The sequence below is a fragment of the Peribacillus sp. RS7 genome (genome assembly GCF_041956845.1).
Classification (GTDB): Bacteria; Bacillota; Bacilli; order Bacillales; family DSM-1321; genus Peribacillus.
In genome coordinates this window covers 884,942-909,302 of the sequence record NZ_CP168135.1, presented here as the reverse complement: position 1 = coordinate 909,302, position 24,361 = coordinate 884,942, and the positions used below count along the sequence as shown (strand labels likewise).

Sequence of the window (24,361 nt, the reverse complement as noted above, 5' to 3'; positions counted from 1 at the left end):
TTTTACCCATAAAGTATACTTTTAGTATAGATGAACTTTCTAAGATTTAAAAAGATGTCTGATTTAGGTATTACTAAAGAATATAATGAAGCATTAATTAAAATTGATTTTGGTAAGTATCTTAGAGGACTAATAGGTGGCCCACCTACTGCTATGATAGATCCACATGCACATCATATTCTATTTAAAAAAGGTCTTGGCCAGAAGCAAAAAGAACTTGTTGCAGAAGGTCAAGAAATATTAAAAAGGTATGGAATAGAATCGATAATTGGTGAAGAAAATCTTGTTTGGGCACCAAATAGAATTGCAGGACAACACGGTATAGAACGTCTTCAACATATTGTTGATAAGTTGAAAGAAGTAGATAGTTTTGGTGGAACTCGTGAAAAAATGGTTGATATGCTTAAGCTACTAGGTGAAGAAGCAGCATCAATGAAATAAAGATATTTTTGGAGGATACTATGGATAATAAGGAAAAAGCAATAAAAATTTATGATTTAATTAAGAATGGTGATATAGAACATGCGAAAGAGATCATTATTACTGATAAAAGTTTACTTGATTTTGTAACACCTTTTGGAACGTGGCTACATGTTGCGGCTAGAGCTGGTAAACTGGATATGATAAAATTTCTAGTTGAATCGGGTATGGATATTAACATAAACGAAGGCGTACCAAAGTCGGCGACTATTGCACATGCAGCTAGTGAAGGTGAAATTAGTATTGTAGAGTACTTATTTGATAATGGTGCAATATTAGATGTTAGTGACCCGAATAGAAACCCTTTATTCTCAGCGATTTATGGTGGGCATCTTGATATTGTAAAGTATCTTGTTCAGAATGGTATTGATATTACTGTTAAGTATACAGGGGATACTATGAAAGATATGGGAGCTTATGAATTTGCTATTGAAAGAGGGCAAACAGAAATTTCTGAATATTTAAAGCAGAAGATAGATGAAAAAGAATAGAAAAGTGACTTTTTAGTTAGTGCAATAAAATGGTTACAATGACTTTATAAGTTATTCTATCAAGAACCGGATTAAAGCACTTGGTTGTCTTTTAGGAAACAGGTGCTTTTTGCCTTATAATATGAAGTGTTAAAAAAGGAATAAGGAGCTGTAGTAGCGATTGAAGAAAATCATGCTTCTGTAGTGCCGACCATTATAAGTATGGCCTTCGATTCGCCAATAGATAAAGACCTTTGAAAAAGCAGCCCCCAAGACTGGAGGAAAATCATCATTCTTGGAGGTTATTGTGATGCCATCAATTAAGGCAAATTAACGATCCAACGTTTCGTTTTTATTTTCCATGCGAAATAACCAACGAAGTGACTGATTGAAGTAGTTAGAAAAGAATAGGTCATCATGAGTTCCTTCTGGATCTAACTCAAATAATAGATTAGATTCCAAATAGCCTTCTTTGATAAATTCAATATGGGCCTTATTCGGTGTAGTCAACCATATTATGTTGAATCGTTTCTTTATAAATTCCCTCTAATTCCCCAACATAGAAATAGAGCTGATGATCTTGACGATTCACAGTTGGTTTGATATAGATATTTCCTTGCCGTTCAATCTTCTCCCCTTGAAGATAGCGAAGAACATCCTCGTACCAAAAAGAAGCAGATAATGAGATATATTGATGGAATACCTCTGGATAATAATAGGAAGCGAAAATCGAAACAAGTCCTCCAAGTGAGCAGCCGGAAATAGCTGTATGTGAAGGTTCAGGATTCGTAGCATAATGGGCATCTATATGCTTTATTTCGGTTACAACCTATAATTGAAAATACTTTTAGAGGAGAACATGAATGGTGGAATATACATCCTAAAAATTCCTAAATGAGCATCAAGCTGGTATTCATGGAACAGGTTCACCAGCAAATACACTATTTAAAGGAGGTAAAAAATAATGGACTATGAATTTACTAAGGCAAACCAAGAAAATAGTTTTAATCCAGTGACTGAAAACGAAATAAAAGAGGTTGAGAAGGAACTCGATTTAAAATTTCCTAAGGAGTTAGTTAACTTTTATATAGAGGTTGGCTACGGGTTTATAAAAGGTTCAGAGTTTAATATTAATCGTATTATGGATCCTTATTCCATAAGAGATTTTCAATTAAGAGTTAATGATTTTGAGTTTTATCCCGACATAGAAATTTATGATGAATTTGAGAATAACAAACTAATATTTTTTGAAGGAAGTGAATCAGCTTTAATGTCAATCGATTTGAATGAAAATAATAGAAGTCCAGTTTACTATTATGATATTCAAATTGCGACTTCTCTTGAAGAATTTTTAAGAAAGATAGTAGAAAATGATAAATATTACTTGGAGTTACTAGCTGATTAAAGAATGATAATAAAACTCATACCTTGATTGGTTTTACGCCTTTCAAGGTTTTTTACATTAAATTATATTAAATAAATCAGCTGAATAGAGTGATACAAAAAGAAAAAGATTTGTTTAAGAATCGAGAGCTCATGATGGTAGTACCATCAAGGAGTATTATTTTTATACTGGCTGGAATTGATGATATCATTCCAGAGAATTAAGTTTTATAGATTTAGATAAAGCACAGGGCTATCCCAAATAACCTTTATGTAATCCCGTGCCCTCTCTAACTGGTTATCCAAATTAATACTAAAGGTTGTGATGTTATGTTGTCTTCTAACAAATTAGAAGAACCAGTTTTTCAGTTCTTGGCTGGAACTTTTCATCAGGATATTGAATCTCCAGAGGAGGCATTGGAAGAATTATTAACAGAGGAAAGTAAAGAGTATCTGGAATCTGCTATTGTTTTTTTAACAGATTTTATTGGAAGTGAGTATTCAGATATCGAAAAGAATGAATACATTCAATCTTGTGCAGATGGCTTGTACTTTCCCGCTCTTGGTTTAGAACCACTTCTGTGGCTCTATCAAGTAATTGAACAAATAAAAGAAGCTGTTAAAACAAAATAGACTTATGAGGAAAACCTTGATGGCTAAAAGCCTTTCAAGGTTTTTCTTAATAACATACCTTAAACTTAATAATCGGGTTAACTATAGACTGGAATAAATTAGGAGCGTTTATAATGGTAAAACAAGGAATGGTTTCTATATGGTTAGGTAATATCAAAAATGAAAACTCTATAGAAGAATATGTGGATTTAAAATATGATGAAGATGGGGAGTCTGTTCCTTCCAAATTTTTTATAGATTTCAATATTGATATGGATGAAACTATACTAACTCCAAAGATACAAAGAACCTAAGAATTAAGTTTTATAAATCTAGATAAAGTAATGGGGTATCCAATTTCTCGTACTATATGAGATAGACGGAAAATATGATGAAGTAAATATATTGAATTAGGAGTGGAAGAAGTGGGTAAAGTATTTGAGGATTACTTTAGTGAATTGCAAGCAGATATGGTTTCGATATGTTTAGAGTATGTTTTTGAAAGAGCTAATAAAATATATATATATTGTTCACATGAAGAAGGCCTTGTCTCTAATGACTTTTTTTATAATATCAATGGTAAGATTGTAGAGAGACATAAACTCAATGATGCATTAGTCAATGAAGAGGGGAATGCAAACTTTTCTTATGATATATCAGTAGATCGACAAAAAGCAGTTGTGAAAATAATAAATGAAAATATTAAAGAATTGATTAAATTATGCAGAAAATATGATCGTGAAATGCCTACAGAAATTAAGATTGTTTATGATGTACAAGCAAATAAACTAGCGGCAGATTATAAATATGATCTTGTACATACAAATGATCCTAATAAAACTGCAAGTTCTATTGCTAGGATATGGTTTGAACAAATCAAGAATGAAAATAATTAATAAAACAAGACCAAACCAATTAGCTAAAAAACCTTGATTTAGTGTTCGTCACTCAGTCAAGGTTTTCTTTTTGACCTATATAACCGATTCCTTACACACTAAAAAGAAAGCTAGGAATTTACTCCTCATGTACGTGTTTATTTCAAATACAGATACCTAATGTGTTATAGATAATAAATTAAACATCATGCACTACGGAATGATGAAGCACAAAACAGCCTATAAATTGTCGATAGTAAGAGAGAAGAAGTAGCTTGAAAACGTTATAGGGTACGGGTAAAGAATATAAAAACTATAAAGATGTGGAATATAGTGGAATTATTTATGGTAAAGAAAGGATGCACTTCCTTTTGGAAAGAGGGCACTGTTATAGAGTTTCATCATTTAATCAGCCAGTATCAATGGTGGAAATTCCACACAGTTTGCACAAGTCGTATGAGAGATAAGCAAATAGATAAAAGCGAAAGGTAAAAGGAGAAATCTTGAATGAATAAAGAGGAATTAACAAATTTTATCAATGAACATAAGAAATCAGATGACTTTACAGGTGGAGTAGATGAAAGTCAAATCAATGTTGTCCAAAATGATCTAGTGATGGAATTACCAGAAGGTTATAAGTGGTTTTTAACGACCTATGGTTCTGGTGGGGTATTTGGTGTTGATATTTTAGGAGTGGCTAAGTCAAATAGAGCTCCTATTGTTGTTAATACGAAGAGTTATAGAGAGTTAGGATTGGAAAAGGATTTAGTGGTTATTGAAGATGCTGGAGAATATGTTTATTGTTTATATACAAGCAAAATGGAGAATAATGAGTGCCCAGTAATAGCGTGGAATAGACAAGGGGGACTTGATGACTACAATACAGCAAAGAACTTTTATGAGTTTTTATCACAAAGGTTATTGGATGCAAAAGACGCATGGGAAGAAGATTTTTAAAATGGATAACTAGAAGCAATTTATAAATGGGACATGCCTTTTAGGTTTATATGGAAATTAATTGGGGAGTTAAAATATATAAGAAAAGAAAACATAGTTTCGAAAGTTTGCATAAAAGGATGTGGTTATTAATGAATAATGATAAACCTCTTAAATCAGAAACCCCAATATTAGGAACAGACCATACTATTTTAGATTTCTGGCAATGGGGATTTTCAAAAATTTTAACAAACAACCTAAGGGGAATTTTTGCCGAGTTTTTAATCGGAACTGCTCTTGGCTGTTTAAATCAATTACGAGTTGAATGGGACGCATTTGATTTAGTTTATAAAGATATGAAAATTGAGGTGAAATCTTCTGCATACATCCAAGCATGGCATAAGGAAAAATATTCAAACATCAGTTTTAGTATTGGGGCAAAAAAAGAATATGATTATACAACAAATAAATATAACCCGACCGTAAAACGGAATGCTGATATATATGTCTTTTGTTTACTAAAAGAAAAAAATCATGAAATAATTGAACCATTAAATATGAAACAATGGGATTTTTACGTTGCATTAACTAAAGACTTAGATTTATATTTTCCTAATCAAAAAACAATATCTTTAAATTCACTAAAAAAAATAGCTCACCCAAGTACATATGAAGAATTAAAACAGATAATAGATGGTCTATTGTAGGAGTTTTTTATGTGTCTTTTAAGAAATATGTATTATAAAAAAGATAAAGACTTACTACTACTACTTGATGAAGTAAGAATAGAATATATTTTCCTGTCTTGTGAAATAGTTGAAGATAAACCATCGCCTATATAAACAAGCCAGAGTAATGTATTATTGTTTTACGAGTTATTGAAATTACATCTTATAATCCCTTATATATATAACCACAGTCAGGAGCAAATCATGAGCATCGAGAAAAAGCTAATTGTCAATTCAGACAAGGGTAATTTATTAAATGAATTAATTTCTTCTATAAATGAGTGTGAAAAGTTTTATTTCAGCGTGGCCTTTATTAATTATAGTGGTCTTCAGCTGTTGTTGGATACCTTTAAGAACGCGGAAAGAAGGGGAGTAAAGGGAAAGATTATAACTTCTACTTATCTGAATTTTACTGAAGCGAAGGCTTTAAAGAAAATAAATGAGTTTAGTAATATTCATTTGAAGATTTTTGAGACAGATAAGGCGATTGGTTTTCATACGAAAGCGTATATTTTTGAATTTAAGGATAGTTATAAGGTGATTATTGGTTCTTCTAATATTACTCAAAGTGCCCTTAAGAGTAATATTGAATGGAATGTTGAGATTATTGCTAAAGAGGATGCTCAATTTCTTAAAGATGTTCTTAAGGAATATGATGGCTTATGGAACAGTAGTGTCGTAGCGGATGACAATTTCATTAGTAAGTATGAAGAGTTTTTGAGTAAATTAAAGGGCTATACGAATACTCAGCAATTTATTTATGAAAGCTCTGAATATATCATTCCTAATAACATGCAAAAACGTGCGGTTGAAAACCTTGAAAGAATTAGATCGTTTGGGGAAAAGAAGGCCTTAGTTATAGCAGCAACAGGGACGGGTAAAACGTATATGTCTGCTTTTGACGTAAAGGGATTCAAGCCTAAAAGATTACTGTTCATTGTACATAGAGAAGAAATATTAAAAAAAGCAAAAGAGACTTTTGAAAAGCTCCTTCCTAATGTAAAACTGACGTTTGGATTACTGACTGGGAATCAAAAGCAAAAAAATGCTAATTATATTTTCTCCACCATACAAACTTTGTCTAAATGCTACGAGGAATTTAAACGAGACGAATTTGATTATATTATTTTTGACGAGGCTCACCATGCAACAAGCCCAAGCTATCAAGCAGTGCTAGAATATTTCGACCCACAGTTCACATTAGGGATGACAGCTACTCCAGAGAGAAGCGATCAACAAAATGTCTTTGACCTATTTGATAATAATGTGGCATTAGAAGTTCGTTTACATGAAGCTTTAGAGGATGAACTGGTTATTCCCTTTCATTATTTTGGTATTACCGACATTGAGGGAATTGATTTAAGTGATGTAGATATTGACGATGTAGTGGAGATAACGAAGAGATTAAAGGTTAACGAGAGAGTCGACTTTATTATTAAGAATATGAATTTCTATGGCCATGACGGTGAAAAAAGAAAAGGTCTAGGGTTTTGCGTAACCGTTGAACATGCACAATATATGGCACAAGAATTTAATAGTAGGGGTATTCAAAGTATCTGTTTATCTGGAAATGACTCAGTCGAGCTGAGATCACATTATATAAATAAGTTAGAAGATGACAATGATGACTTAGAATTTATTTTCACCGTTGATATTTTTAATGAAGGTGTGGATATTCCTTCTGTAAATACCGTTTTAATGCTTAGACCTACAAATTCTCCGATTGTTTTTATTCAACAGCTGGGGAGAGGACTTCGTAAACATAAAGACAAGACTTTCCTAACGGTACTTGATTTCATCGGGAATCATAGTAAAACGTTCTTAATTGCCATCGCATTAAATGGAAGTCGTTATTATGATAAAGAAAGCTTGAAGGTCGCCATTGCGACTGGATTTGCAAATATTCCAGGGTGTACGCATATTCAAATGGATAAAATTTCTGAAGAACGGATATTAGCGCAGATTGATAAGGAAAACTTTAATTCTTTGAAGTATTTGAAGGAAGAGTACTTTGAATTTAAGAAAATGAATCAAGGTAAAATTCCTTTATTATTAATGGATTATATGAAATTTGATGGAGCTCCAGATCCGATTAAGTTTATTAATCGCGAAAAATCATATTTGCAATTTGTAGCAAAAGTGGAAAAAGAAGATTTCTTGAAAAGGCTATTACTAGACGAAGCTTTTGAAGGAGTATTAAGGGAATTATCGAGTAAGCTACCTTTAAAGCGAGTGTATGAATTTGCTATTGCTAAATATCTATTGGAGCATGATGATATTTCTTTAGAAATCGCAAAACATGAGATATTGAAGTTGGTTAAAGAGGTAGATGAAGATAGCGTATTACATGCCTTGCAGTGTCTAAATCAGGATTTTTATGATCCTGGTCAGAAAAGAGGAACTTGAAGTTATTTGCTCTTGAAAATGGTCATTTAACTAAGACAACTTCTTATCAAAAGGTTCTACAGAATGAAGAGTATAGAACGTATATCGAAGATCTGATCATTTATGGAATCTTTAGATATGAAAAGGAATTTAAAGAAGACTACTATGGTGTGCCACATTTGAAGCTGTATGAACAATATCAAATGGCTGATGCTGCATTACTCTCAAATTATCGTAAAAGCCACAGTGCTTTTAGAGGTTCCGGCCTACTTTCAAATGGAAATGACTATTTCTTATTTATTGATTTGCACAAGGAAGAAGATATTAAAGAGAGCATTAATTACCACGATGAATTTATAAACGAACGCATTTTTCAATGGCAGACTCCAAATAGTACTGCCCCAAGTTCTGAGAGAGGAAAGAATATTGTTTTCAATCAGGATAGAGGGATACATTTACATTTATTTATTAGAAAGTATAAAGAAATAGATGGAAAGACAGAACCCTATATCTATATAGGGAAGGGTAACACCGTGGACTATGAAGGGGAAAAGCCAATTACCGTTACAATGGAATTAGAGAATGAAGTCCCAGCTAGTTTATATACTGAGTTCACTGAAAGAGTATAGTCTTCTCATTTGAGAAGACTATTTTTTTCATTTATCAATTGTTCCAAAGCTGGAATATCAGCAGGAGCCCATTTTAGAGAACCTAGATTCTCGCGCTTTAACCATATAAGTTTAGAATGCTCATTGGCAGTTGGAGTACCTTCAATGACCTTACATTTTATAGACAGTAGGTTAATAATGAACGTTTCATATTCATGCGTATTATCATTAAAGGTTGAAGTCTCTGTTTCAACCTTGCAATGTAATTCTTCATTAATCTCTCTTATTAAAGCAGTAAAAATATCTTCGCCTTTTTCTACTTTTCCACCTGGGAATTCCCACATGTTCGGGATGCTCATATCTGGAGAGCGTAACGCACATAGTATTTCATCTTTTTCATTTTCAATAATGGCTGCAACTACTTTAACTTGCTTTTTCATGTTATCCTCCTATAGGTTTGCTATGATTAAATAATATCATGATTAAGTGAGGTTTGTTATAAATACAAAATTGGGGTAAGTGATATAATTGTAATATAAACTTTGAAGGAGGCCAATCTATGCCAGTCCACAATAAATTAGTCCGTGATCGGATTCCTGAAGTGATTGAAGCTACAGGTAAGAAGTTTACAACGAGAGTGCTAGATGAGAAGGAATACATAGAAGAATTGAAAAAGAAGAGCTTTGAAGAGTTACAGGAATATGTAGAGACTGAAAGTAAAGAGGATGCGATTGAGGAGTTGGCCGATGTGCTAGAAATCCTTCATGCGCTCGCTGAGTATCATGGGGCTTCTATCGAGGAAGTGGAGAAGGTAAGGAAGATCAAAGCAGACAAACGAGGAGGATTTAAGGAAAAGATTTATCTGATTGAGGTTGAAGATGAGTAAGGTGCAATTAATTACCAGTCAATTAGGGACACACCTATTGAAGCAGATTGATTCTGCTTCTTCTATTTGTATTTTGACCTCTTTTGTGATGAAATCTGGTGTTCAATACTTGAGAGAAGCATTAAAAGCAGCTGCTGAACGTGGAGCGGAAATTAAAGTGTGTACTGGCGATTATTTGTTTGTGACCCAGCCAGAAGGATTGAGGATATTATTAGGGATAGATTCAAGGATTGAGGTCAGATTATGGAAGAGTAACGGGGTGTCCTTTCATCCTAAAGCTTATCTGTTTCAAAAAGATAGCCAAGATAGCTTGTTTGTTGGCTCGTCCAATCTTTCCCGTTCGGCTTTAAGTAATGGAGTGGAATGGAGTCTTTCTGTTAGTGATGATGAAGAAGTATTTTCTCAAGGCTTGCATCTATTTTTAGAAACGTTTTATAGTGATCAAACGATTTCATTGAATCAAGAGACGTTGAAGAATTATGAAGAAAGCTATGAGAAGTTTCATATAACTAATCCAAATCTTCCTCAAAAGTGGACAGAGACAGAGGAAATGGATTTAATGCTTCCAAGTGAAGTTGATGAGTCTATTCCAACAACGGAGATCATTCATGAATCATCTGCACCTTATGGGGAAATTTATCCTCGCTTTGCGCAAATTGAGGCATTAGAGGAATTAAATAAAACAATGGAAGAAGATTATGATAAGGCGTTAGTAGTGATGGCCACAGGATTAGGAAAGACATATTTAGCCGGGTTCGTTGCGCGCAATTTCAAACGGGTGCTGTTTATTGCTCACCTTGAAGAAATTCTATATCAGGCTAAGAGGTCATTCCAAACGGTTATGCCGGAAGAGAGCTTTTCTATTTATAATGGCAAGGTGAAGGAAAGGCATGGACATACCATTTTTGCTTCGATTTACACGTTAAGCATGCAGCGGCATCTTCAAGTTTTTGATCCCGAAGAATTTGACTTGATTATCGTCGATGAGTTTCATCATGCTGCGGCTGAATCTTATCAACGAGTACTGGATTACTTCAAACCGAAATTTTTGCTTGGAATCACGGCCACACCGGATCGGAATGATAACAAGGATGTATATGCTATCTGTGGTGGAAATGTAGCATTCCGGATGGATTTCCTTGAGGCTATTCAACGGAACTGGTTAGCGCCCTTTAAATATTTTGGTGTGTATGATGATACAGATTATAGTCAGATTACTTGGCTCGGAAATCGGTATGATGAAAAGGAGTTGCTCCAGCTTCAATTACGGGATGAGATGGCTGAAAAGGTATTGAATGCGTGGAAGGAAAAAAGGAAGACTCGTACAATTGGTTTCTGTTCATCCATTAAGCAAGCAGATTTTCTTTCTGCCTTTTTTAATCAAAAGGGATTTAGAGCAATTAGTCTGCATTCAAAGCAAAAAGACATGAATAGAGATGATGCAATAAGCCAGCTTGCAGATGGAGCCCTCGATATTATCTTTACGGTCAATCTATTCAATGAGGGAGTCGATATCCCGGCTGTTGATACGCTTTTATTTGTAAGGCCAACAGAATCTTTAACGGTTTTTACCCAGCAGATTGGCAGAGGACTTAGGCTCCATGACTCCAAGGATCATTGCGTTATTATTGATTTAATTGGTAATTATCGAAATGCAGATGTTAAATTAAGTTTGTTTGATACGGATTTGAGTATGCAGAAGAAGAAAACCATTGAGCCGGTTGTTCCTGATTTATGTGATATAGAATTAGATATTCAAGTAATTAATCTATTAAAGGAAATGGCGAAAAAGAAGCAACCTAGACGAGATAAATTAGTAAATGATTATCTCGTATTAAAGCAGGAATTAGGGAGAAGGCCTTCCTATTTGGAATTGCATTTAAAAGGTGCCTCTGATTCCCTGCAGTATCGTCAGGAATTCTCTTCATATTATGGTTTCTTGGACTTTGCTAGAGAGCTTTCTGAAAGTGAATCCGAAATCTTTCGTCTATATGAACAATGGATAGTGGAAGTTGAGAAAACAGGTATGGCGAAGAGCTATAAGATGGTTGTTCTGCTAGCGATGTTAGAGCGTGGAGAGGATAGTTGGTTCAAGTCAATCACTTCTGAGGAAGCTGCACCATTCTTTCATAGCTACTTAACAGAAACAGAGTATCGAAAACAAATCGACTTTGCTGACAAATCCTCTAAAAAGCTATGGCATTACGATAAAGATGGAGTTAGTAAGTTAATTGCGACTATGCCAATGTCTAAGTGGAGTGGAAGCTCCAAAGGATTGATTTCTTACGAAGGTGATATTTTCAAGCTGAACTTTGATGTAAGACCAGAAGACCAGAGGGTTTTGTTTGATATGACCAAAGATATTTGTGAATATAGACTTCATTATCACTTTGAGCGCAAGGCTAAGTAAAAGAACCCACCCTAAAAAAAGAGACATTCCCAAAAGGTATGTCTCTTCTCCCTCATAAACTTATAGCACTCATCATCCCCTCATGCGTCGCTTCCTCTATGGTACGCGGGCAAACAAAACTAAGGATGAATCGAAACCGTTGTCCCGATTGGAACAATTCTTGATAATTCCTCCACGTCCCGATTATGCATGCGAATACAGCCTTTTGAGACAGCTTTACCAATCGAGCTGGGATCATTCGTTCCATGAATGCCATAGTGTTCTTTTGATAAACTCATCCACATGGTACCGAATGGGCCTCCAGGGTTGGGGGCTTTATTAATGATGATGAACTGTCCTACTGGTGTACCGAACAGCATTCTTCCAACGGCAATCGGATATTGTTTTTGCAGTACTCCATCTTTTAGCAGCCTTAGCTTACGATTGTTAACGGACACATCGATTTGAAATGGAATGGTATCGGCAGGAGGAAAACCAGGTATAAAAATGGGTTGACCAGGGTAAATGACATTTGGATTTATGGACGGGTTGGCAGTGATGATTGCCGATAGCGGTTTCCGATAGTCCCTTGATATCTGTGTCAGTGTTTCACCTGGTTTAACTGTATGAATCAGTCTGAACACCTCCAAAGGTTATAGTTGTCATGTTACATTCTATGTAATTATTAAAAAGTGTTTCGTAACTGCCACAAGACCATGACAGGCTGTTATCTTTTTTTAATAAAACTTATTTGTTAAGTAACTAAGCAGAAAAGAAACCGAAATGAAGTTTTGATAAAATAAGTTTTTATGGAGACGGATTTTTGTTAGTTAAAGAGGGGGAACAAAGGTGGAGGAACATGTGAAAAAGGCTTTAGTTGAATGGAATGAAGAAATTAGTGATGTGTTAAATGGGATAGAAAAAGAGTATGAAGAAGTTAAGCGTGACCTTCAGGTTTATTCCTATAAATTCAATATCACCAAACAAGTTGTGCAATCCACTATAAATGATGAAATTATTCGGAACATCCGCGAGCTCTATCATAAACCTTTTGAACAAAAGTTGAACGAATTGAAAGAATCGATAAAAGAGCTGGAAGAGAAGAGAAAGGTTTTCCAAATGTTTGTTGATAAAATTGAAAAGGTTAGTGAAAGAGAAGAAGGAAAGCCTCAAATATCAGTCATATAAGGCAAAGATTCAGAGCCTCAATCCATAGGAATCCTTATGGGATAACCGGATCGGCTCTACTATTTTTTTCATACTCATCTACCATGGCAGGGATTTATAACTGCTTTTTTTTGAGGGGATTTGCAAAAAAAGCGCTAACCGCCTCTATTCCCGAATCACCGTTTACCCCAACATCAACCAGGGTACACTATCCTATAAAAAGGAAATGGGGGAGTAGCATGTGGAGTGCGGTCTTTTGGGGAGGGGTTTCGGGTTCTGCAGTCCTGATTGGCGCACTTGCCGCCATCTTCATTCCGATAAAGAAAAACATCATTGGCTATATAATGGCATTTGGTACTGGAGTATTGATAGGTGCAGCGGCATATGAGCTGCTTGCTGATTCGGTGCGGGATGGAGGAATCTGGGCAACGGCGATTGGATTCATAACAGGGGCCGCCGTGTTTACTGGCTTGGATATTCTTGTTTCCAAAAAAGGTGCGAATAAAAGGAAACGGTCCAATAACAGCTCTTCAAAAGAAGCGGGCCTAGCCATTTTTATTGGGACGGTGATGGATGCCATACCGGAGTCGATCATGATTGGCGCAAGCTTAATAAGCGGTGGCTCGGTAAGCTGGCTATTGATCATTGCCATCTTCATCAGTAATATCCCTGAGGGACTCTCCAGTACAACTGGTCTGCTTAAAAGTGACTATTCAAAGAAGAAAATCATGCTGCTGTGGTTTTCCGTAATGCTCATTTCAGCTTTATCTTCGATGTCGGGCTATCTATTTCTCGATCATGCCCCGGAATATGTCCTGGCAGCGATGGCAGCCTTTGCAGGCGGCGGGATCATCGCCATGATTGCGTCAACGATGATGCCTGAAGCGTATGAAGACGGAGGACCGATCACGGGCATATTCACTGCAGCCGGCCTGCTTGTATCTTTGGTTTTGGATTCGATGTGATAACGAAAAGGGAGATTGTCCCCTTGGAAAAGGGGGCATTTTTTTTGTGTGGGAAGTAGTTTATGGAGATTTAGAAAGCTGTTGTGGAAAAAAGCCAATTTTATAAACCTGGGTCTATTAGTAAGAGTTTGTCATTCCTATCTTTTTACAATTAAGACTTTTGATTATTGATTTTAGATAAAAGTTCATCCCAATCGGAGGGGAACCCAATATGTGGAAATTCTAAGCTATCTTCATACTCTAAAATAAGTGCGTGTAAATCAGTAATGAATCTTCGCCCTTCGTCCTTGGTCAATAATCTTTGAATAATGTATATTGCAGCAAATGTAAATCTGTTATCAAATTTTTTCACTTCTTCTTTAAACAAGCGTGGCTTAAAAGTTAACTTTTTATTGTATAACCGTCCATAATGAGCACAGACATTTCGAACATTGGATAATGTTTGCAACCAACTTTCTAAGTATAGATAAGGAACGTTATAATATATTTTTGCTATGTGTTTTTTTACATCTTCGCTTAAATTTCGATATAGTTTAGACAGGAAGCCAAACGGAGTCACTTCTATTGCCACCCAAATAGGAATGTTACCATCATAATTTTTGTAATGATGTTGAATAAATAGTTCACCTTTACGACTTTTTTTAATTAAGTTGTCCAATTCATCCAGAGATTCTTTATGAAATTTTTCATTAATAAAGTTTTCTTTATCTTTATAGCCCAGAGGTCCAAATCTATGGGCAATTTCATAAGAAGTATGAGTTCTGAAGGCTATTTCAATAGTTTCTAATACACTTATAAGCAATACTCTTAATTTACGATCAAATTCATATAATGATAGTAATTTATTAAATGATGCTCCGTTTAAATATTGATCATTATTAATTGGATCCTTTAAAGTTAGTCCGTAAGCAGATAGACGATAATAATTAATCCTTTGTAATATTTTTTCTGTATTTTCAGAATTCGCTACATGTAAATTTTTGCTCCTATATAATTCCACTTGTTCTTTATACGTAGTGGGGAGTTTTCCAGTCGGCTTATCTTTTTCAGGATCCATACATACATTTCTCCTTGAATAAATAAAATGACCCACCTTGGTCCGCATTGTTAAGAGGCGTGGTGGGTTCTGTTACTTTTAACCTATCTTTCAATATATATAATGTCAAGGAATAAATTAGTAAAATAAGGAAATATCGAATAGGCTTTTCTATTTAGAGGGCGAGTTCTAGGTTTCTTTGTGTATGCAATACCTTGTCGATCAATATTAAAGCAAGTTTAATTAGAGGTGGCTCGGTAATGGTCATTGTCATCATGACCAGTAATATTCCATTAGAACTTTCAGTATAGCAAGGAAATCTATCTTTAAAGATAATTGTTGGTGTTAAAATATCATTTCAAATCATACACTTTTCATATATTGGATTTTGGAAATTGAGGTGATGGAGAAATGAACTACGAGATGCAAATAGCGAATATGTTGGCTAAAAACATAAATGGTTTCATTACATTCGTTCGGGAAAATCATGAAAATGAAAACAATTGCTTTTGTTTAAATAGAGATAAATTGTATCAATTAAAGCTTCTTGTTGAGGAGTTTAAGTTTCAAGTATTGGCCGATGAACTTAAACGGATCAATCGGTTTACCTGGGATGAAAACTACACTACGTTATTAGTAGATAGATTCAGGAAAGGAATGGGCATCATTGAAGAATACGTAGAAAATAACTACAGTGATTTATTCATTTTTACCGCTAGAATTTACACATTGAATAGCCTCAGTTTAACCTTTTGTAACGAGGAAGAATCAATATAACCACAAAAAAATAGTCCGTTAATTTGGGCATCCTCGAATAAAAGAGAGCACATATTATCGTATATAATATGTGCTCTTCTTCTATTTCATTATAGGGATAGTTGACCAAAAAGATTCTAATTCTTTTTGCTCCGAGCCCGATCTTATTTGCTTGGCATCGCAGAGATATATTTTTTGACTACTTCATACACATATTCTTGATTGGCTGCTGCTGTATTAGGGTTATATTTACCGCCATTCACTTTATTATTGGATAGCACTCGTATACCTAAGAAGGGAACATCGTAAGCTTTGGCGATTTGTGCTGCCGAAGCTCCTTCCATTTCTTCAACAGATGTACCATATTTCGTATGGAACCACTTTATCCGATCCACTTCATTATTCCAAACGTCTGCAGAACCGATAGTACCATCGACAACCTTACCTTTTGTGTAGGTATCTTTAACTGCATGAGCAGCTGCGAGTAAATCCTTATCTCCCTCGTAAAAGCGTGGTTTTTCAGCGTTAGGATCTTCTCCTGCACTTCCTTCAGAAGCCATTAGGTCCATTGGTTTCCAAATGGTTGGATCAATTCCTTGGTTTTCAGTTTTATCTGCCGTTTTTAATGAACCTAGGTTTACCGTTCTTTTTCCTAAAACAACATCAAAAACGTTTAAACTTGGATCATGTCCGCCTGATGTTCCTTGATTGATGATGGCAATGGGGTTATATCTTTCAATGGCCAATGCTGTAGCGGCAGCTGTGTTTTCCATCCCTTTACCTGTTTTTGCAACGATTACAGGATAATTGTCTAAAGTTCCAATGTAAAATACAAAATCTCCTGATTTTTCTTCTTTGACATTTTTTAACCTTTTCGCGAAATTTTCAGCTTCGATCGGCATTGGACCTTGAATCATGATAGGCCTTTGAGTCTTTTTTTCGGCCGTTTCATTTTTGGAAGCAGAACTGCATGCTGCAATCACCGACACGAAAAGTAATGTAAGGATTCCTAATAGAGTGTACTTTTTGAACATGTTTTTTCTCATATAATTTCTCCTTAAAACATATTTATTCGATTGTTTGATACACTCGCAGTTGCGGTCAAAGAAAAAGGTCCAGAACGGCAGAATGATTACTGCCTTCTAGACCTACGATAGTCAAAGTAAAGATGATTAAGCAAAATGATTATAATGCTAAATCATTAGCTGCTCAAGAAAGCGGGCAGCCGAATACTTTAACTCGTAGTCTAGTTCTTTCACTGGGAACCAGGTAGAAACGCTCAGACCATATTTCCGAGCATATACGAGTAAATTACGATTATTACTTTGCTAATATAACAAACAAATGATAGATAATCAATAAAAAAATGAACGTTTAAATATAAAATTGTTTTAATGTTCGTATTTAAGGGGAGGTTCGATAAAAAAGCCAATTTCTTACAAGGTAAATGGGGTTTTAGTGGGGGCTTGGACACAATCATTATGTGGATGCTTTTCGAATAGTATAATTTAAAGGCCAAGTCAGAGATAGAAGATTCGGAAGTGTCTCATCACGAACCATAATTTTTAAAACAAGACTATGGTTTTCTTAATGTTTTTTTGAGGGGTTGTAAATCTGATCGTTGATTGGAACGTAGGGCACTCGCTTTCCGCGGGCGGTCCGGAAGCCTCCTCGCCGCTCGGCTGCAGGGTCTCCCTTGGACACGCTTTTCCCGCAGGAGTCTCGTACCTTCCGTTCCAATCAACTGGAATGTTTTTAAATAGAAAAATGAGGAATTTTCGTTCATTAATGAATAGGGCGAAAAATGATTACAGGATAGAAGAATAGGTGCAAAGGGGTGATTCTATTTAGTTAATCGCCCATAAAAAGATGGCTAAAGCGATCATTGAAGAGATGATACCAAGCATTGCTTTCCACTTTGAAGAAGCGTTCAACCATATAAAGACACTGCTCACTATCATTCCAATAGAAAAAAGCACGCCGCTAATCACTTTCATCCATGTCTTTTCAAAAATTGGTTCGACCAACAAGAATATCAAACTGAGTGCGACTAAACCATATGTAGCGATAAAACGCATACTCGTAACATCAGTCTTCAGGTCATTTCGTTCTTCTTCTGACATCTTTTTATAACCCCGCCACATCATGAAGGCCGGAATCCCTAACATTAAAACTAATCGTACGATTGCATCTATATTCATTGAGTCCTCCAGAAAATTGCTACATATCTTCCATATACGTTTGTATCTGGTTAAAGTTTCAACATATGAAAGGACACCTTTGATAATGATCACGTGACGACATACCCCTTTAGATCCATTGCCTAAGGGGTATTTTCATGTCCAAAAGGGTAGTTAAAACATGTGCAAGGTTTTGTCAGGATTTATCATGATCAACCAAAGTTATAACTACATTTCCTTTTTTATGTCCTTGTTCTACATATCTATGAGCCTCGGGAATCTGTTCCAGCGGGTAGCGTTTATCAATGACCGATTTTAACTTTTCTGTTTCGATTAGTTCTTTGAGAAATAGTAAATCTTCCGTACGTTCCTTTGCTATTCCTTGTCCTTCAACGGACACGTATCGCCCGTTCGGGGTTAGTGCCTTCTTGCAATTGGCTTTCGAGCTTTTCCCGACTGCATCAAAGATGATATCATATCGTTCTTGTCTTTCCGTGAAGTCCTCTTCCATATAATCAATTACCTTATCGGCCCCCAGCGATTTCACCAATTCAAAATTAGCGGCACTGCATACTCCGGTAACTTCTGTGCCAAAGTATTTGGCAAGCTGTACCGCGGAAGTGCCAACCGAACCGGATGCACCGTAGATGAGGACCTTTTGTCCGTCCTGGATATTGGCTTTTCTGAAAAAATGCAGGGCTGTCGTTCCCCCAAAAGAAACGGCGGAGGCTTCCTCATAGGTCATATTGGCAGGCTTCAGTGCCATGGTCCCATCTTCAGGTAAGCAGGTGTATTCGGCATGTGCCCCAAAATTCATGCCAGTCATGGCGAAAATCGGGTCACCTTTTTTGAACTTTTTCACATTCTTCCCTGTTTCCTCTATCTCCCCGGCCAACTCCACTCCGAGTATCGGTTTTCGCGGTTTTCTAAGACCCAGGAAGATCCGCATCGGCAGCCATAACAAGAAAGGGCTCTTGAAGCTCCGGACTCTTATGTCCCCTGAAGCCACTGTTGCCGCATGGACCTTTACCAGAACTTCATTGTCCTTGGGAGTTGGTTTTGCTACCTCTTTGAGTTCCAGTACATCGGGTGAACCGTATTTAGTGCATATCATTGCTTTCATCGCGAGTCTCCTTAGTTTTTGGATTCAATCTTTTAATACTATGAAATAAGCTGAAAGATAAAACTACATTGATACGAAACTAAAGAAACTTTTGAATGAATGCTTAAAAGCAGTGAGATTTCACATCCGAAATCCACTGCTTTTACATTTGTTTAATCTGTTAAAGGCTCATTTTTCATGTCACAATGCATGTATTTTTCTAGACGAACTCCCTCATTCAGCATCTTCAATAATTCCTTCAAGGCAAAGGAATGGTAGGCGTCTTTTTTGGTGATGATCCCGAGTTTCCAGTGGAGGTTCGAGTTTTTTAGCGGGATGACTTTAACATTTTCGTTAGTTTGCTTATGATAAATCGATCTCGGCAGGAGGGTGATGCCCAGTTTGGATGAGACGAGTTCAATGATTAGATCCCATTGTGAGCTTTGGTATGAGATGTCAGGGGTGAATCCGTCTTTTTCACATGCCTGGATAATGTAATCATGTAATGTGAAGTCTTCTGAAAAAAGGATGAATTTCTCGTCTTTCAATTCAGTCAAGGTGATGTCAGAATGGCGGGCAAGTCTGTGCTCTTCATGAAGGAATAAAACGAATTCATCTTCAATGAAGGAGTAGATATTGAATTTTGTTTCACTGGCCGGCAATACAACGATGCCGAGGTCGATTTCGCCTTCTTCGACAAGCTTTTCGATCAGCTTTGCCCCAAGTTCGACCAACTCGAGGGAAACTTTCGGATAACGTTCTTGAAAGCTGCGGGCAATTTCCGGGAAAAACAATGTGCCTATCAGCGGCGGGATGCCGATTTTCACTTCGCCTGTTGTAATGTCCCTGAGGTCATCCAAGAGTATGTTCAATTCGGATAATGCCGCGAAGGCTTTTTGGCCTTGCTGGAACACGATTTGTCCGGCATCCGTAAGACGCAAGTGTCTCGTTGAGCGGTCGAAAAGTTCGACACGCAGTTCTTCTTCGAGTTTTTTGACGGCTTTACTTAAGGAAGGCTGTGTTAAATAAGAATTTGCGGCGGCATTCGTAAAACTTTTATGAAGGGCTACCTCCATGAATGATTTTAAATCTCGTAATTCCATATCTGTCTCCTATTTATTCGCAATTAGCATAGAATATATTCTTTTTATTCATTTTACTTATAAATAAAGTGGATGTAAACTATATGAGGATTAAAAAGCAAGTATATATAACCCTATTTTAATAAAATATTCTCTCTTGTAGAAGTATAGGGGGAAAGGGATTGCTTATGAGCTGTTTTTGGTTAATGAATATATCTCCAACTTATCAAGCGACATATTCATCTTTCTCAGAATGCGGACAAGTTATGTTTATTAAGTTATTTTAGAATACCAAAAAAAGAGGATGTTATCGTATCCGCTTTCACATTTTTTGTAATGGCATTTAGGGTTGAGTTTGCTGCTTTAAGACAAGGATTTTGATGTCTGCAGCAGAGGGATGTACACACCAAGGGGGATTTATGATGGAAAGCATAACTTTTTACATCACCTTAAAAAGAGGTGATTTCGAGTGTTAAGTATAATTGTAGGCTTAGTATTGCTGATGGCTTTGGCTTATTTGGGTTGGTCCATCATTTGGGTGGCCCCACTGGTGGCTGGAGTAGTCGCATTGATGAGCGGATTGGATGTATTTGATACGTATACTGGTACGTATATGACCGGTTTGGTCGGATTCGTACAGAAGTGGTTTCCGATCTTCTTACTGGGAGCGATTTTCGGTAAGTTGATGGAAGAAACGGGTGCAGCGAAATCCGTTGCCAAGAAGGTAACGCAAATCATTGGTAAAAAGAGGGCGATTCTTGGAGTACTGATCGCTTCCGCTTTATTGACGTATGGCGGAGTTAGTTTATTTGTCGTCGTGTTTGCCGTCTATCCGATCGCGTTGGCGTTATTTAAAGAAGCGAACGTTACAAGAAGGCTGCTTGTTCCTACATTTGCACTTGGGGCATTCACTTTCACGATGACGGCTATACCGGGAACACCGCAAATCCAAAACCTGATACCGATGGAGTATTTCCATACGAAACCTACTTCAGGGATGATCATCGGGATCGTCACTTCATTAATAATGGCAGTTGGCGGGTATTTCTGGTTATCCTATCGAGAAAGATCTCTTTCTGCCAAAGGAGAAGGATTCATCGAAAAAGATGATTCGGTTACGGGTTCGGAGCAAGGTGAAAAAGTACCGAATTGGTTATTGTCTTTGGTTCCGCTTCTTATTGTTGTCCTCTTGCTTAACGTTGTGAAATTAGAACCTATTTATGCTTTATTATTAGGGGTTCTGAGCATTATGGTCATCAATATCAAGGATTACAAAAAGTTCATTTTCTCTGTTAACGAGGGAGCGAAAGGGTCAGTGATGGCCATCCTGAATACAAGTGCCGCTGTTGGATTTGGGGCTGTCATTGCAGTTATACCCGCTTTTGATAACATCACTACTTGGTTACTTAATATTTCGAGCAATCCGCTGGTTGCTGAATCTCTTGCCGTACAAATCATGGCGATCATCACTGGTTCTGCTTCAGGTGGTATGGGTATTGCACTTAATGCCCTTGGCGATACTTTCTACAGCTTATCCCAATCAACGGGAATCAGCCCGGATGTGTTCCATAGAATGGCTGCCGTTGCTTCGGGTGCATCCATTTTCCCTAACAATGGTGCGCTGTTAACACTTTTGGCGGTAACAGGATTGACTCATAAAGAAACATATAAAGATGTTTTCGTGGTAGCGTTCATCATCCCGACCATTGCCATGATCGTCGGCATTATCATGGGTGCCATCGGTATCGTTTAATAAACCTGAAAAAATTAATTTACTATAGGAGGAATTTATGATGGTTGAAAATAAAGTCGTTATTATTACAGGTTCTGCTCGTGGTATTGGATTTGAAATTGGTAAGCATTTCGCTGAAAGTGGAGCCAAAGTGGTTCTATCTGACATTAATGATGAGGCGGTAAAAGAAGCTGCGGAATCATTGAAACAACTAGGTTACGATTCAATTGGAATCAAAGCCGATGTAACAAAAGAAGAAGATATCGTAAATATGGTGAAGGAAGCTAAAGAAACATATGGTTCAATCGACATCGTGATTAACAATGCCGGGCTGCAACATGTATCACCAATCGAAGATTTCCCGACTGATCGATACGAATTGATGATAAAAATCATGCTGACAGCGCCATTCATTCTAACTAAAAACGTGTTCCCGATCATGAAGGAACAAGGTTTCGGCCGAATCATTAACGTCTCTTCCATTAATGGAGTTATCGGATTCGCAGGTAAAGCGGCTTACAACAGCGCAAAACACGGAGTTATCGGTTTAACGAAAGTGGCTGCATTAGAAGGAGCGGAACACGGTATCACGGTTAATGCTTTATGCCCTGGATATGTAGATACTCCACTTGTTCGCGGACAAATGGCAGACTTGGCGAAAACTCGTAATGTCCCGGTTGAGGATGTATTGGCAGAAGTCCTTCTTCCATTAGTGCCTCAAAAACGTTTATTGGATGTTAGTGAAATTGCTGATTATGCATTGTTCTTGGCAAGCGATAAAGCGAAAAGTGTAACAGGTCAAGCTGTAGTCATCGACGGCGGTTATACAGCTCAATAATTGATGAATTATAAGAAAAATCATGGTGAACCATTCTGTCAATTTGAATATTGACAGAGAGGTTCACTTTTGGCGTATTTTTGACTAAGTTGGGCAAAATTTTCAGACTTGGAATAAATGTTAAGGGGGACTTTCATGGACTTAATGATTATATTGCTGGCGCTGGGGCTATTGATGTTTGCAGCCTACCGCGGTTATTCTGTCATTTTATTTGCACCCATCTTTGCACTTTTACCGGTTTTCTTCATTGACCCGGGTAATGTTTTGCCGTTCTATTCCGGCGTCTTCATGGAAAAGATGGTCATTTTCATTAAAAACTATTTTCCCGTCTTTTTATTAGGGGCCATTTTCGGGAAAATCATCGAAATGTCGGGAATCGCCGAATCGATTGCGAAGACGATCGTTCGCTTGATCGGTGCCAAACAAGCCATGCTGACGATTGTCCTTTTGGGTGCCATTTTAACCTATAGCGGCGTGAGTTTATTCGTAGCGGTTTTCGCCATTTATCCTTTTGCCGTTCAATTGTTCAAGCAAGCCGATATACCTAAAAGGCTTATGCCGGCTACCATCGCACTTGGTGCATTCACGTTCACGATGGATGCTTTGCCTGGAACTCCGCAAATTCAAAATGTCATTCCTACGTCCTTCTTTGGTACGGACATTTATGCGGCTCCGATCCTTGGAATCATAGGTGCCATTTTTGTCTTATCGGTTGGATTGGCCTACTTGGAGAGCCGGAAGAGGCGAGCCAAAAAAGCGGGAGAAGGATATTATGGGCTTGCAGAGGAAAATGCCGCTGGACCTGAACAGGACAAGGAAAAAGAGGAACCAGTTCCTGATCTGCATTCAAACCAATCTGTTTTACGGCAGATTTTAGCATTCGTTCCGCTTGCATTAGTTGCCATCATGAATAACTATTTGTCTAAAGCCATACCGAAATGGTATCCGGATGGATTCGATTTTTCTGCAATTGGGTTAGAGGATTACTCAGTTGATGTAGCGGCCAATGCTGCAATTTGGTCAGTGGAAATTGCCCTGATCGTCGGAATCATCACAGCCCTTGCCTATGATTGGAAACGAGTAACGAAAAACATGAAAGAAGGACTGAACAACAGTATTGGCGGCTCACTGCTTGCCGTCATGAACACTGGTTCGGAATATGGTTTCGGCGGAGTCATCGCTGCCCTTCCAGGGTTTGTGAAAATCAGTGATGGAATTTCCGGCGTATTTTCGAATCCGCTAGTCAATGGTGCTGTCACCACTAGTGCACTGGCAGGTATAACCGGGTCGGCATCAGGGGGAATGGGTATTGCATTAAGCGCAATGGCCGATAAATACAATCAGGCGATCGCTGCGGCAAATATCTCACCCGAAGTGATGCACCGTGTCGTTGCCATGGCATCAGGAGGTATGGACACACTTCCGCATAACGGAGCCGTCATCACCCTGCTTGCCGTCACAGGATTAACGCATAGACAATCATATGGCAGCATATTCATGATTACCATCATTAAATCATTGGCTGTCTTTGTGATCATTGCCCTCTATTCTTGGTTTGGTATTGTATAAATAACGAATTCACGAGTAAATCCTTGAAATTCACGAGTAAAACTCCAAAACTCACGAGTAAAAGCCAAGAATTCACGAGTAAATCCCCAAAACTTACGAGTAAAACCCTAAAAAGAAGGGATATCCAATTTGGATATCCTTTTTTGGGGTCAACAGAGGAATTTATCAGCAAATAATGGGGG

Annotated in this window: 27 protein-coding genes, 1 pseudogene and 1 riboswitch; of the genes and pseudogenes, 19 read left to right on the top strand and 9 right to left on the bottom strand. The window is 37.1% G+C overall.

Annotation, left to right across the window (positions count from 1 at the left end; genetic code table 11):
- The first annotated feature begins 54 nt into the window (after positions 1–54).
- Positions 55–441 (top strand): type IV secretion protein Rhs, encoded by a 387-nt coding sequence (locus ACDZ29_RS04710; RefSeq protein ID WP_375090105.1) that lies wholly within the window; start codon positions 55–57, stop codon positions 439–441.
- Between the two features lie 20 nt (positions 442–461).
- A complete protein-coding gene (locus ACDZ29_RS04705) occupies positions 462–971 on the top strand; it encodes an ankyrin repeat domain-containing protein (RefSeq protein WP_375090104.1) in 510 nt (169 codons plus the stop codon).
- A gap of 309 nt (positions 972–1,280) precedes the next feature.
- Here ACDZ29_RS04705 and ACDZ29_RS04700 read toward each other — a convergent pair whose 3' ends face one another.
- On the bottom strand, positions 1,281–1,460 hold the full coding sequence (locus ACDZ29_RS04700; protein ID WP_375090103.1) for a hypothetical protein: 180 nt from the start codon (positions 1,458–1,460) through the stop codon (positions 1,281–1,283).
- Entirely contained in the window at positions 1,444–1,713 is a 270-nt protein-coding gene (locus ACDZ29_RS04695; RefSeq protein WP_375091102.1) for an alpha/beta hydrolase-fold protein, read from the bottom strand. The genes ACDZ29_RS04700 and ACDZ29_RS04695 overlap by 17 nt, the downstream gene beginning before the upstream one ends.
- A gap of 68 nt (positions 1,714–1,781) precedes the next feature.
- Here ACDZ29_RS04695 and ACDZ29_RS04690 point away from each other — a divergent pair.
- From ACDZ29_RS04690 to ACDZ29_RS04650, 9 genes and pseudogenes are all read left to right on the top strand, one after another.
- Positions 1,782–1,915, top strand: a pseudogene (locus ACDZ29_RS04690) (hypothetical protein); the annotation flags it as partial.
- Positions 1,915–2,355 carry an SMI1/KNR4 family protein gene (locus ACDZ29_RS04685; RefSeq protein ID WP_375090102.1) on the top strand — a complete coding sequence of 147 codons (441 nt, stop codon included), beginning with the start codon at positions 1,915–1,917 and terminating at the stop codon, positions 2,353–2,355. The pseudogene ACDZ29_RS04690 and the gene ACDZ29_RS04685, both read left to right, overlap by 1 nt.
- Before the next feature lie 308 nt (positions 2,356–2,663).
- On the top strand, positions 2,664–2,966 hold the full coding sequence (locus ACDZ29_RS04680; RefSeq protein ID WP_375090100.1) for a contact-dependent growth inhibition system immunity protein: 303 nt from the start codon (positions 2,664–2,666) through the stop codon (positions 2,964–2,966).
- A 113-nt stretch (positions 2,967–3,079) separates the two neighbouring features.
- Positions 3,080–3,259 carry an immunity 22 family protein gene (locus ACDZ29_RS04675; RefSeq protein WP_375090099.1) on the top strand — a complete coding sequence of 60 codons (180 nt, stop codon included), beginning with the start codon at positions 3,080–3,082 and terminating at the stop codon, positions 3,257–3,259.
- A gap of 156 nt (positions 3,260–3,415) precedes the next feature.
- Complete coding sequence (locus tag ACDZ29_RS04670) at positions 3,416–3,841, top strand: DUF600 domain-containing protein (protein WP_375091101.1); 426 nt, start codon at positions 3,416–3,418, stop codon at positions 3,839–3,841.
- A gap of 486 nt (positions 3,842–4,327) precedes the next feature.
- Entirely contained in the window at positions 4,328–4,777 is a 450-nt protein-coding gene (locus ACDZ29_RS04665; protein ID WP_375090097.1) for an SMI1/KNR4 family protein, read from the top strand.
- 131 nt (positions 4,778–4,908) lie between these two features.
- Positions 4,909–5,463: a hypothetical protein gene (locus tag ACDZ29_RS04660; RefSeq protein WP_375090095.1), complete on the top strand. Its 555-nt coding sequence runs from the start codon at positions 4,909–4,911 to the stop codon at positions 5,461–5,463.
- Between the two features lie 225 nt (positions 5,464–5,688).
- Entirely contained in the window at positions 5,689–7,890 is a 2,202-nt protein-coding gene (locus ACDZ29_RS04655; RefSeq protein ID WP_375090093.1) for a DEAD/DEAH box helicase family protein, read from the top strand.
- On the top strand, positions 7,887–8,498 hold the full coding sequence (locus ACDZ29_RS04650) for a DUF3427 domain-containing protein (RefSeq protein ID WP_375090091.1): 612 nt from the start codon (positions 7,887–7,889) through the stop codon (positions 8,496–8,498). Before ACDZ29_RS04655 ends, ACDZ29_RS04650 begins: the two co-directional genes overlap by 4 nt.
- Before the next feature lie 5 nt (positions 8,499–8,503).
- Here ACDZ29_RS04650 and ACDZ29_RS04645 read toward each other — a convergent pair whose 3' ends face one another.
- A complete protein-coding gene (locus ACDZ29_RS04645; protein ID WP_375090089.1) occupies positions 8,504–8,917 on the bottom strand; it encodes a (deoxy)nucleoside triphosphate pyrophosphohydrolase in 414 nt (137 codons plus the stop codon).
- 119 nt (positions 8,918–9,036) lie between these two features.
- Between ACDZ29_RS04645 and ACDZ29_RS04640 the strand changes: the two genes are divergently transcribed.
- Positions 9,037–9,363, top strand: coding sequence for a nucleoside triphosphate pyrophosphohydrolase (locus ACDZ29_RS04640; protein WP_034309825.1), 327 nt, complete (start codon positions 9,037–9,039; stop codon positions 9,361–9,363).
- Positions 9,356–11,773, top strand: coding sequence for a DEAD/DEAH box helicase family protein (locus ACDZ29_RS04635; protein ID WP_375090087.1), 2,418 nt, complete (start codon positions 9,356–9,358; stop codon positions 11,771–11,773). The genes ACDZ29_RS04640 and ACDZ29_RS04635 overlap by 8 nt, the downstream gene beginning before the upstream one ends.
- Before the next feature lie 119 nt (positions 11,774–11,892).
- Here the strand turns inward: ACDZ29_RS04635 and ACDZ29_RS04630 are convergent, their stop codons facing one another.
- Complete coding sequence (locus tag ACDZ29_RS04630) at positions 11,893–12,387, bottom strand: L,D-transpeptidase family protein (protein WP_370017098.1); 495 nt, start codon at positions 12,385–12,387, stop codon at positions 11,893–11,895.
- Between the two features lie 214 nt (positions 12,388–12,601).
- Here ACDZ29_RS04630 and ACDZ29_RS04625 point away from each other — a divergent pair, with 214 nt between their 5' ends.
- Entirely contained in the window at positions 12,602–12,940 is a 339-nt protein-coding gene (locus ACDZ29_RS04625; RefSeq protein ID WP_057276953.1) for a hypothetical protein, read from the top strand.
- Between the two features lie 218 nt (positions 12,941–13,158).
- Positions 13,159–13,884, top strand: coding sequence for a ZIP family metal transporter (locus tag ACDZ29_RS04620; protein ID WP_375090085.1), 726 nt, complete (start codon positions 13,159–13,161; stop codon positions 13,882–13,884).
- Positions 13,885–14,035: 151 nt separating this feature from the next.
- Here the strand turns inward: ACDZ29_RS04620 and ACDZ29_RS04615 are convergent, their stop codons facing one another.
- Positions 14,036–14,941 carry an Abi family protein gene (locus ACDZ29_RS04615; RefSeq protein ID WP_375090083.1) on the bottom strand — a complete coding sequence of 302 codons (906 nt, stop codon included), beginning with the start codon at positions 14,939–14,941 and terminating at the stop codon, positions 14,036–14,038.
- A gap of 390 nt (positions 14,942–15,331) precedes the next feature.
- Here ACDZ29_RS04615 and ACDZ29_RS04610 point away from each other — a divergent pair, with 390 nt between their 5' ends.
- Positions 15,332–15,697, top strand: coding sequence for a hypothetical protein (locus tag ACDZ29_RS04610; RefSeq protein WP_289326276.1), 366 nt, complete (start codon positions 15,332–15,334; stop codon positions 15,695–15,697).
- A 143-nt stretch (positions 15,698–15,840) separates the two neighbouring features.
- Here ACDZ29_RS04610 and ACDZ29_RS04605 read toward each other — a convergent pair whose 3' ends face one another.
- The 4 genes from ACDZ29_RS04605 to ACDZ29_RS04590 form a co-directional block, all read right to left on the bottom strand.
- Entirely contained in the window at positions 15,841–16,722 is an 882-nt protein-coding gene (locus tag ACDZ29_RS04605; protein ID WP_289326275.1) for a 5'-methylthioadenosine/S-adenosylhomocysteine nucleosidase, read from the bottom strand.
- Positions 16,723–16,898: 176 nt separating this feature from the next.
- Positions 16,899–17,002: riboswitch (purine riboswitch) on the bottom strand.
- A gap of 521 nt (positions 17,003–17,523) precedes the next feature.
- The gene (locus tag ACDZ29_RS04600) at positions 17,524–17,877 is read right to left on the bottom strand and encodes a hypothetical protein (protein WP_375090081.1); all 354 of its coding nucleotides are present in this window, start codon (positions 17,875–17,877) and stop codon (positions 17,524–17,526) included.
- Between the two features lie 175 nt (positions 17,878–18,052).
- Positions 18,053–18,979, bottom strand: coding sequence for an NAD(P)-dependent alcohol dehydrogenase (locus ACDZ29_RS04595; RefSeq protein WP_375090080.1), 927 nt, complete (start codon positions 18,977–18,979; stop codon positions 18,053–18,055).
- A gap of 152 nt (positions 18,980–19,131) precedes the next feature.
- A complete protein-coding gene (locus ACDZ29_RS04590) occupies positions 19,132–20,061 on the bottom strand; it encodes a LysR family transcriptional regulator (protein WP_375090078.1) in 930 nt (309 codons plus the stop codon).
- A gap of 448 nt (positions 20,062–20,509) precedes the next feature.
- Between ACDZ29_RS04590 and ACDZ29_RS04585 the strand changes: the two genes are divergently transcribed.
- From ACDZ29_RS04585 to ACDZ29_RS04575, 3 genes are all read left to right on the top strand, one after another.
- Complete coding sequence (locus ACDZ29_RS04585; RefSeq protein WP_375090076.1) at positions 20,510–21,793, top strand: GntP family permease; 1,284 nt, start codon at positions 20,510–20,512, stop codon at positions 21,791–21,793.
- A gap of 40 nt (positions 21,794–21,833) precedes the next feature.
- The gene (locus ACDZ29_RS04580; RefSeq protein ID WP_289334417.1) at positions 21,834–22,610 is read left to right on the top strand and encodes a 3-hydroxybutyrate dehydrogenase; all 777 of its coding nucleotides are present in this window, start codon (positions 21,834–21,836) and stop codon (positions 22,608–22,610) included.
- Between the two features lie 135 nt (positions 22,611–22,745).
- Entirely contained in the window at positions 22,746–24,179 is a 1,434-nt protein-coding gene (locus ACDZ29_RS04575) for a GntP family permease (RefSeq protein WP_375090075.1), read from the top strand.
- Positions 24,180–24,361: the final 182 nt, after the last annotated feature.

Bases quoted from the DNA above. Each gene is read 5' to 3' on its own strand.
- ACDZ29_RS04710 (WP_375090105.1), top strand. From the start codon at position 55: ATGTCTGATTTAGGTATTACTAAAGAATATAATGAAGCATTAATTAAA.
- ACDZ29_RS04705 (WP_375090104.1), top strand. From the start codon at position 462: ATGGATAATAAGGAAAAAGCAATAAAAATTTATGATTTAATTAAGAAT.
- ACDZ29_RS04685 (WP_375090102.1), top strand. From the start codon at position 1,915: ATGGACTATGAATTTACTAAGGCAAACCAAGAAAATAGTTTTAATCCA.
- ACDZ29_RS04680 (WP_375090100.1), top strand. From the start codon at position 2,664: ATGTTGTCTTCTAACAAATTAGAAGAACCAGTTTTTCAGTTCTTGGCT.
- ACDZ29_RS04675 (WP_375090099.1), top strand. From the start codon at position 3,080: ATGGTAAAACAAGGAATGGTTTCTATATGGTTAGGTAATATCAAAAAT.
- ACDZ29_RS04670 (WP_375091101.1), top strand. From the start codon at position 3,416: ATGGTTTCGATATGTTTAGAGTATGTTTTTGAAAGAGCTAATAAAATA.
- ACDZ29_RS04665 (WP_375090097.1), top strand. From the start codon at position 4,328: ATGAATAAAGAGGAATTAACAAATTTTATCAATGAACATAAGAAATCA.
- ACDZ29_RS04660 (WP_375090095.1), top strand. From the start codon at position 4,909: ATGAATAATGATAAACCTCTTAAATCAGAAACCCCAATATTAGGAACA.
- ACDZ29_RS04655 (WP_375090093.1), top strand. From the start codon at position 5,689: ATGAGCATCGAGAAAAAGCTAATTGTCAATTCAGACAAGGGTAATTTA.
- ACDZ29_RS04645 (WP_375090089.1), bottom strand. From the start codon at position 8,917: ATGAAAAAGCAAGTTAAAGTAGTTGCAGCCATTATTGAAAATGAAAAA.
- ACDZ29_RS04640 (WP_034309825.1), top strand. From the start codon at position 9,037: ATGCCAGTCCACAATAAATTAGTCCGTGATCGGATTCCTGAAGTGATT.
- ACDZ29_RS04635 (WP_375090087.1), top strand. From the start codon at position 9,356: ATGAGTAAGGTGCAATTAATTACCAGTCAATTAGGGACACACCTATTG.
- ACDZ29_RS04620 (WP_375090085.1), top strand. From the start codon at position 13,159: ATGTGGAGTGCGGTCTTTTGGGGAGGGGTTTCGGGTTCTGCAGTCCTG.
- ACDZ29_RS04615 (WP_375090083.1), bottom strand. From the start codon at position 14,941: ATGGATCCTGAAAAAGATAAGCCGACTGGAAAACTCCCCACTACGTAT.
- ACDZ29_RS04610 (WP_289326276.1), top strand. From the start codon at position 15,332: ATGAACTACGAGATGCAAATAGCGAATATGTTGGCTAAAAACATAAAT.
- ACDZ29_RS04605 (WP_289326275.1), bottom strand. From the start codon at position 16,722: ATGAGAAAAAACATGTTCAAAAAGTACACTCTATTAGGAATCCTTACA.
- ACDZ29_RS04600 (WP_375090081.1), bottom strand. From the start codon at position 17,877: ATGAATATAGATGCAATCGTACGATTAGTTTTAATGTTAGGGATTCCG.
- ACDZ29_RS04595 (WP_375090080.1), bottom strand. From the start codon at position 18,979: ATGAAAGCAATGATATGCACTAAATACGGTTCACCCGATGTACTGGAA.
- ACDZ29_RS04590 (WP_375090078.1), bottom strand. From the start codon at position 20,061: ATGGAATTACGAGATTTAAAATCATTCATGGAGGTAGCCCTTCATAAA.
- ACDZ29_RS04580 (WP_289334417.1), top strand. From the start codon at position 21,834: ATGGTTGAAAATAAAGTCGTTATTATTACAGGTTCTGCTCGTGGTATT.
- ACDZ29_RS04575 (WP_375090075.1), top strand. From the start codon at position 22,746: ATGGACTTAATGATTATATTGCTGGCGCTGGGGCTATTGATGTTTGCA.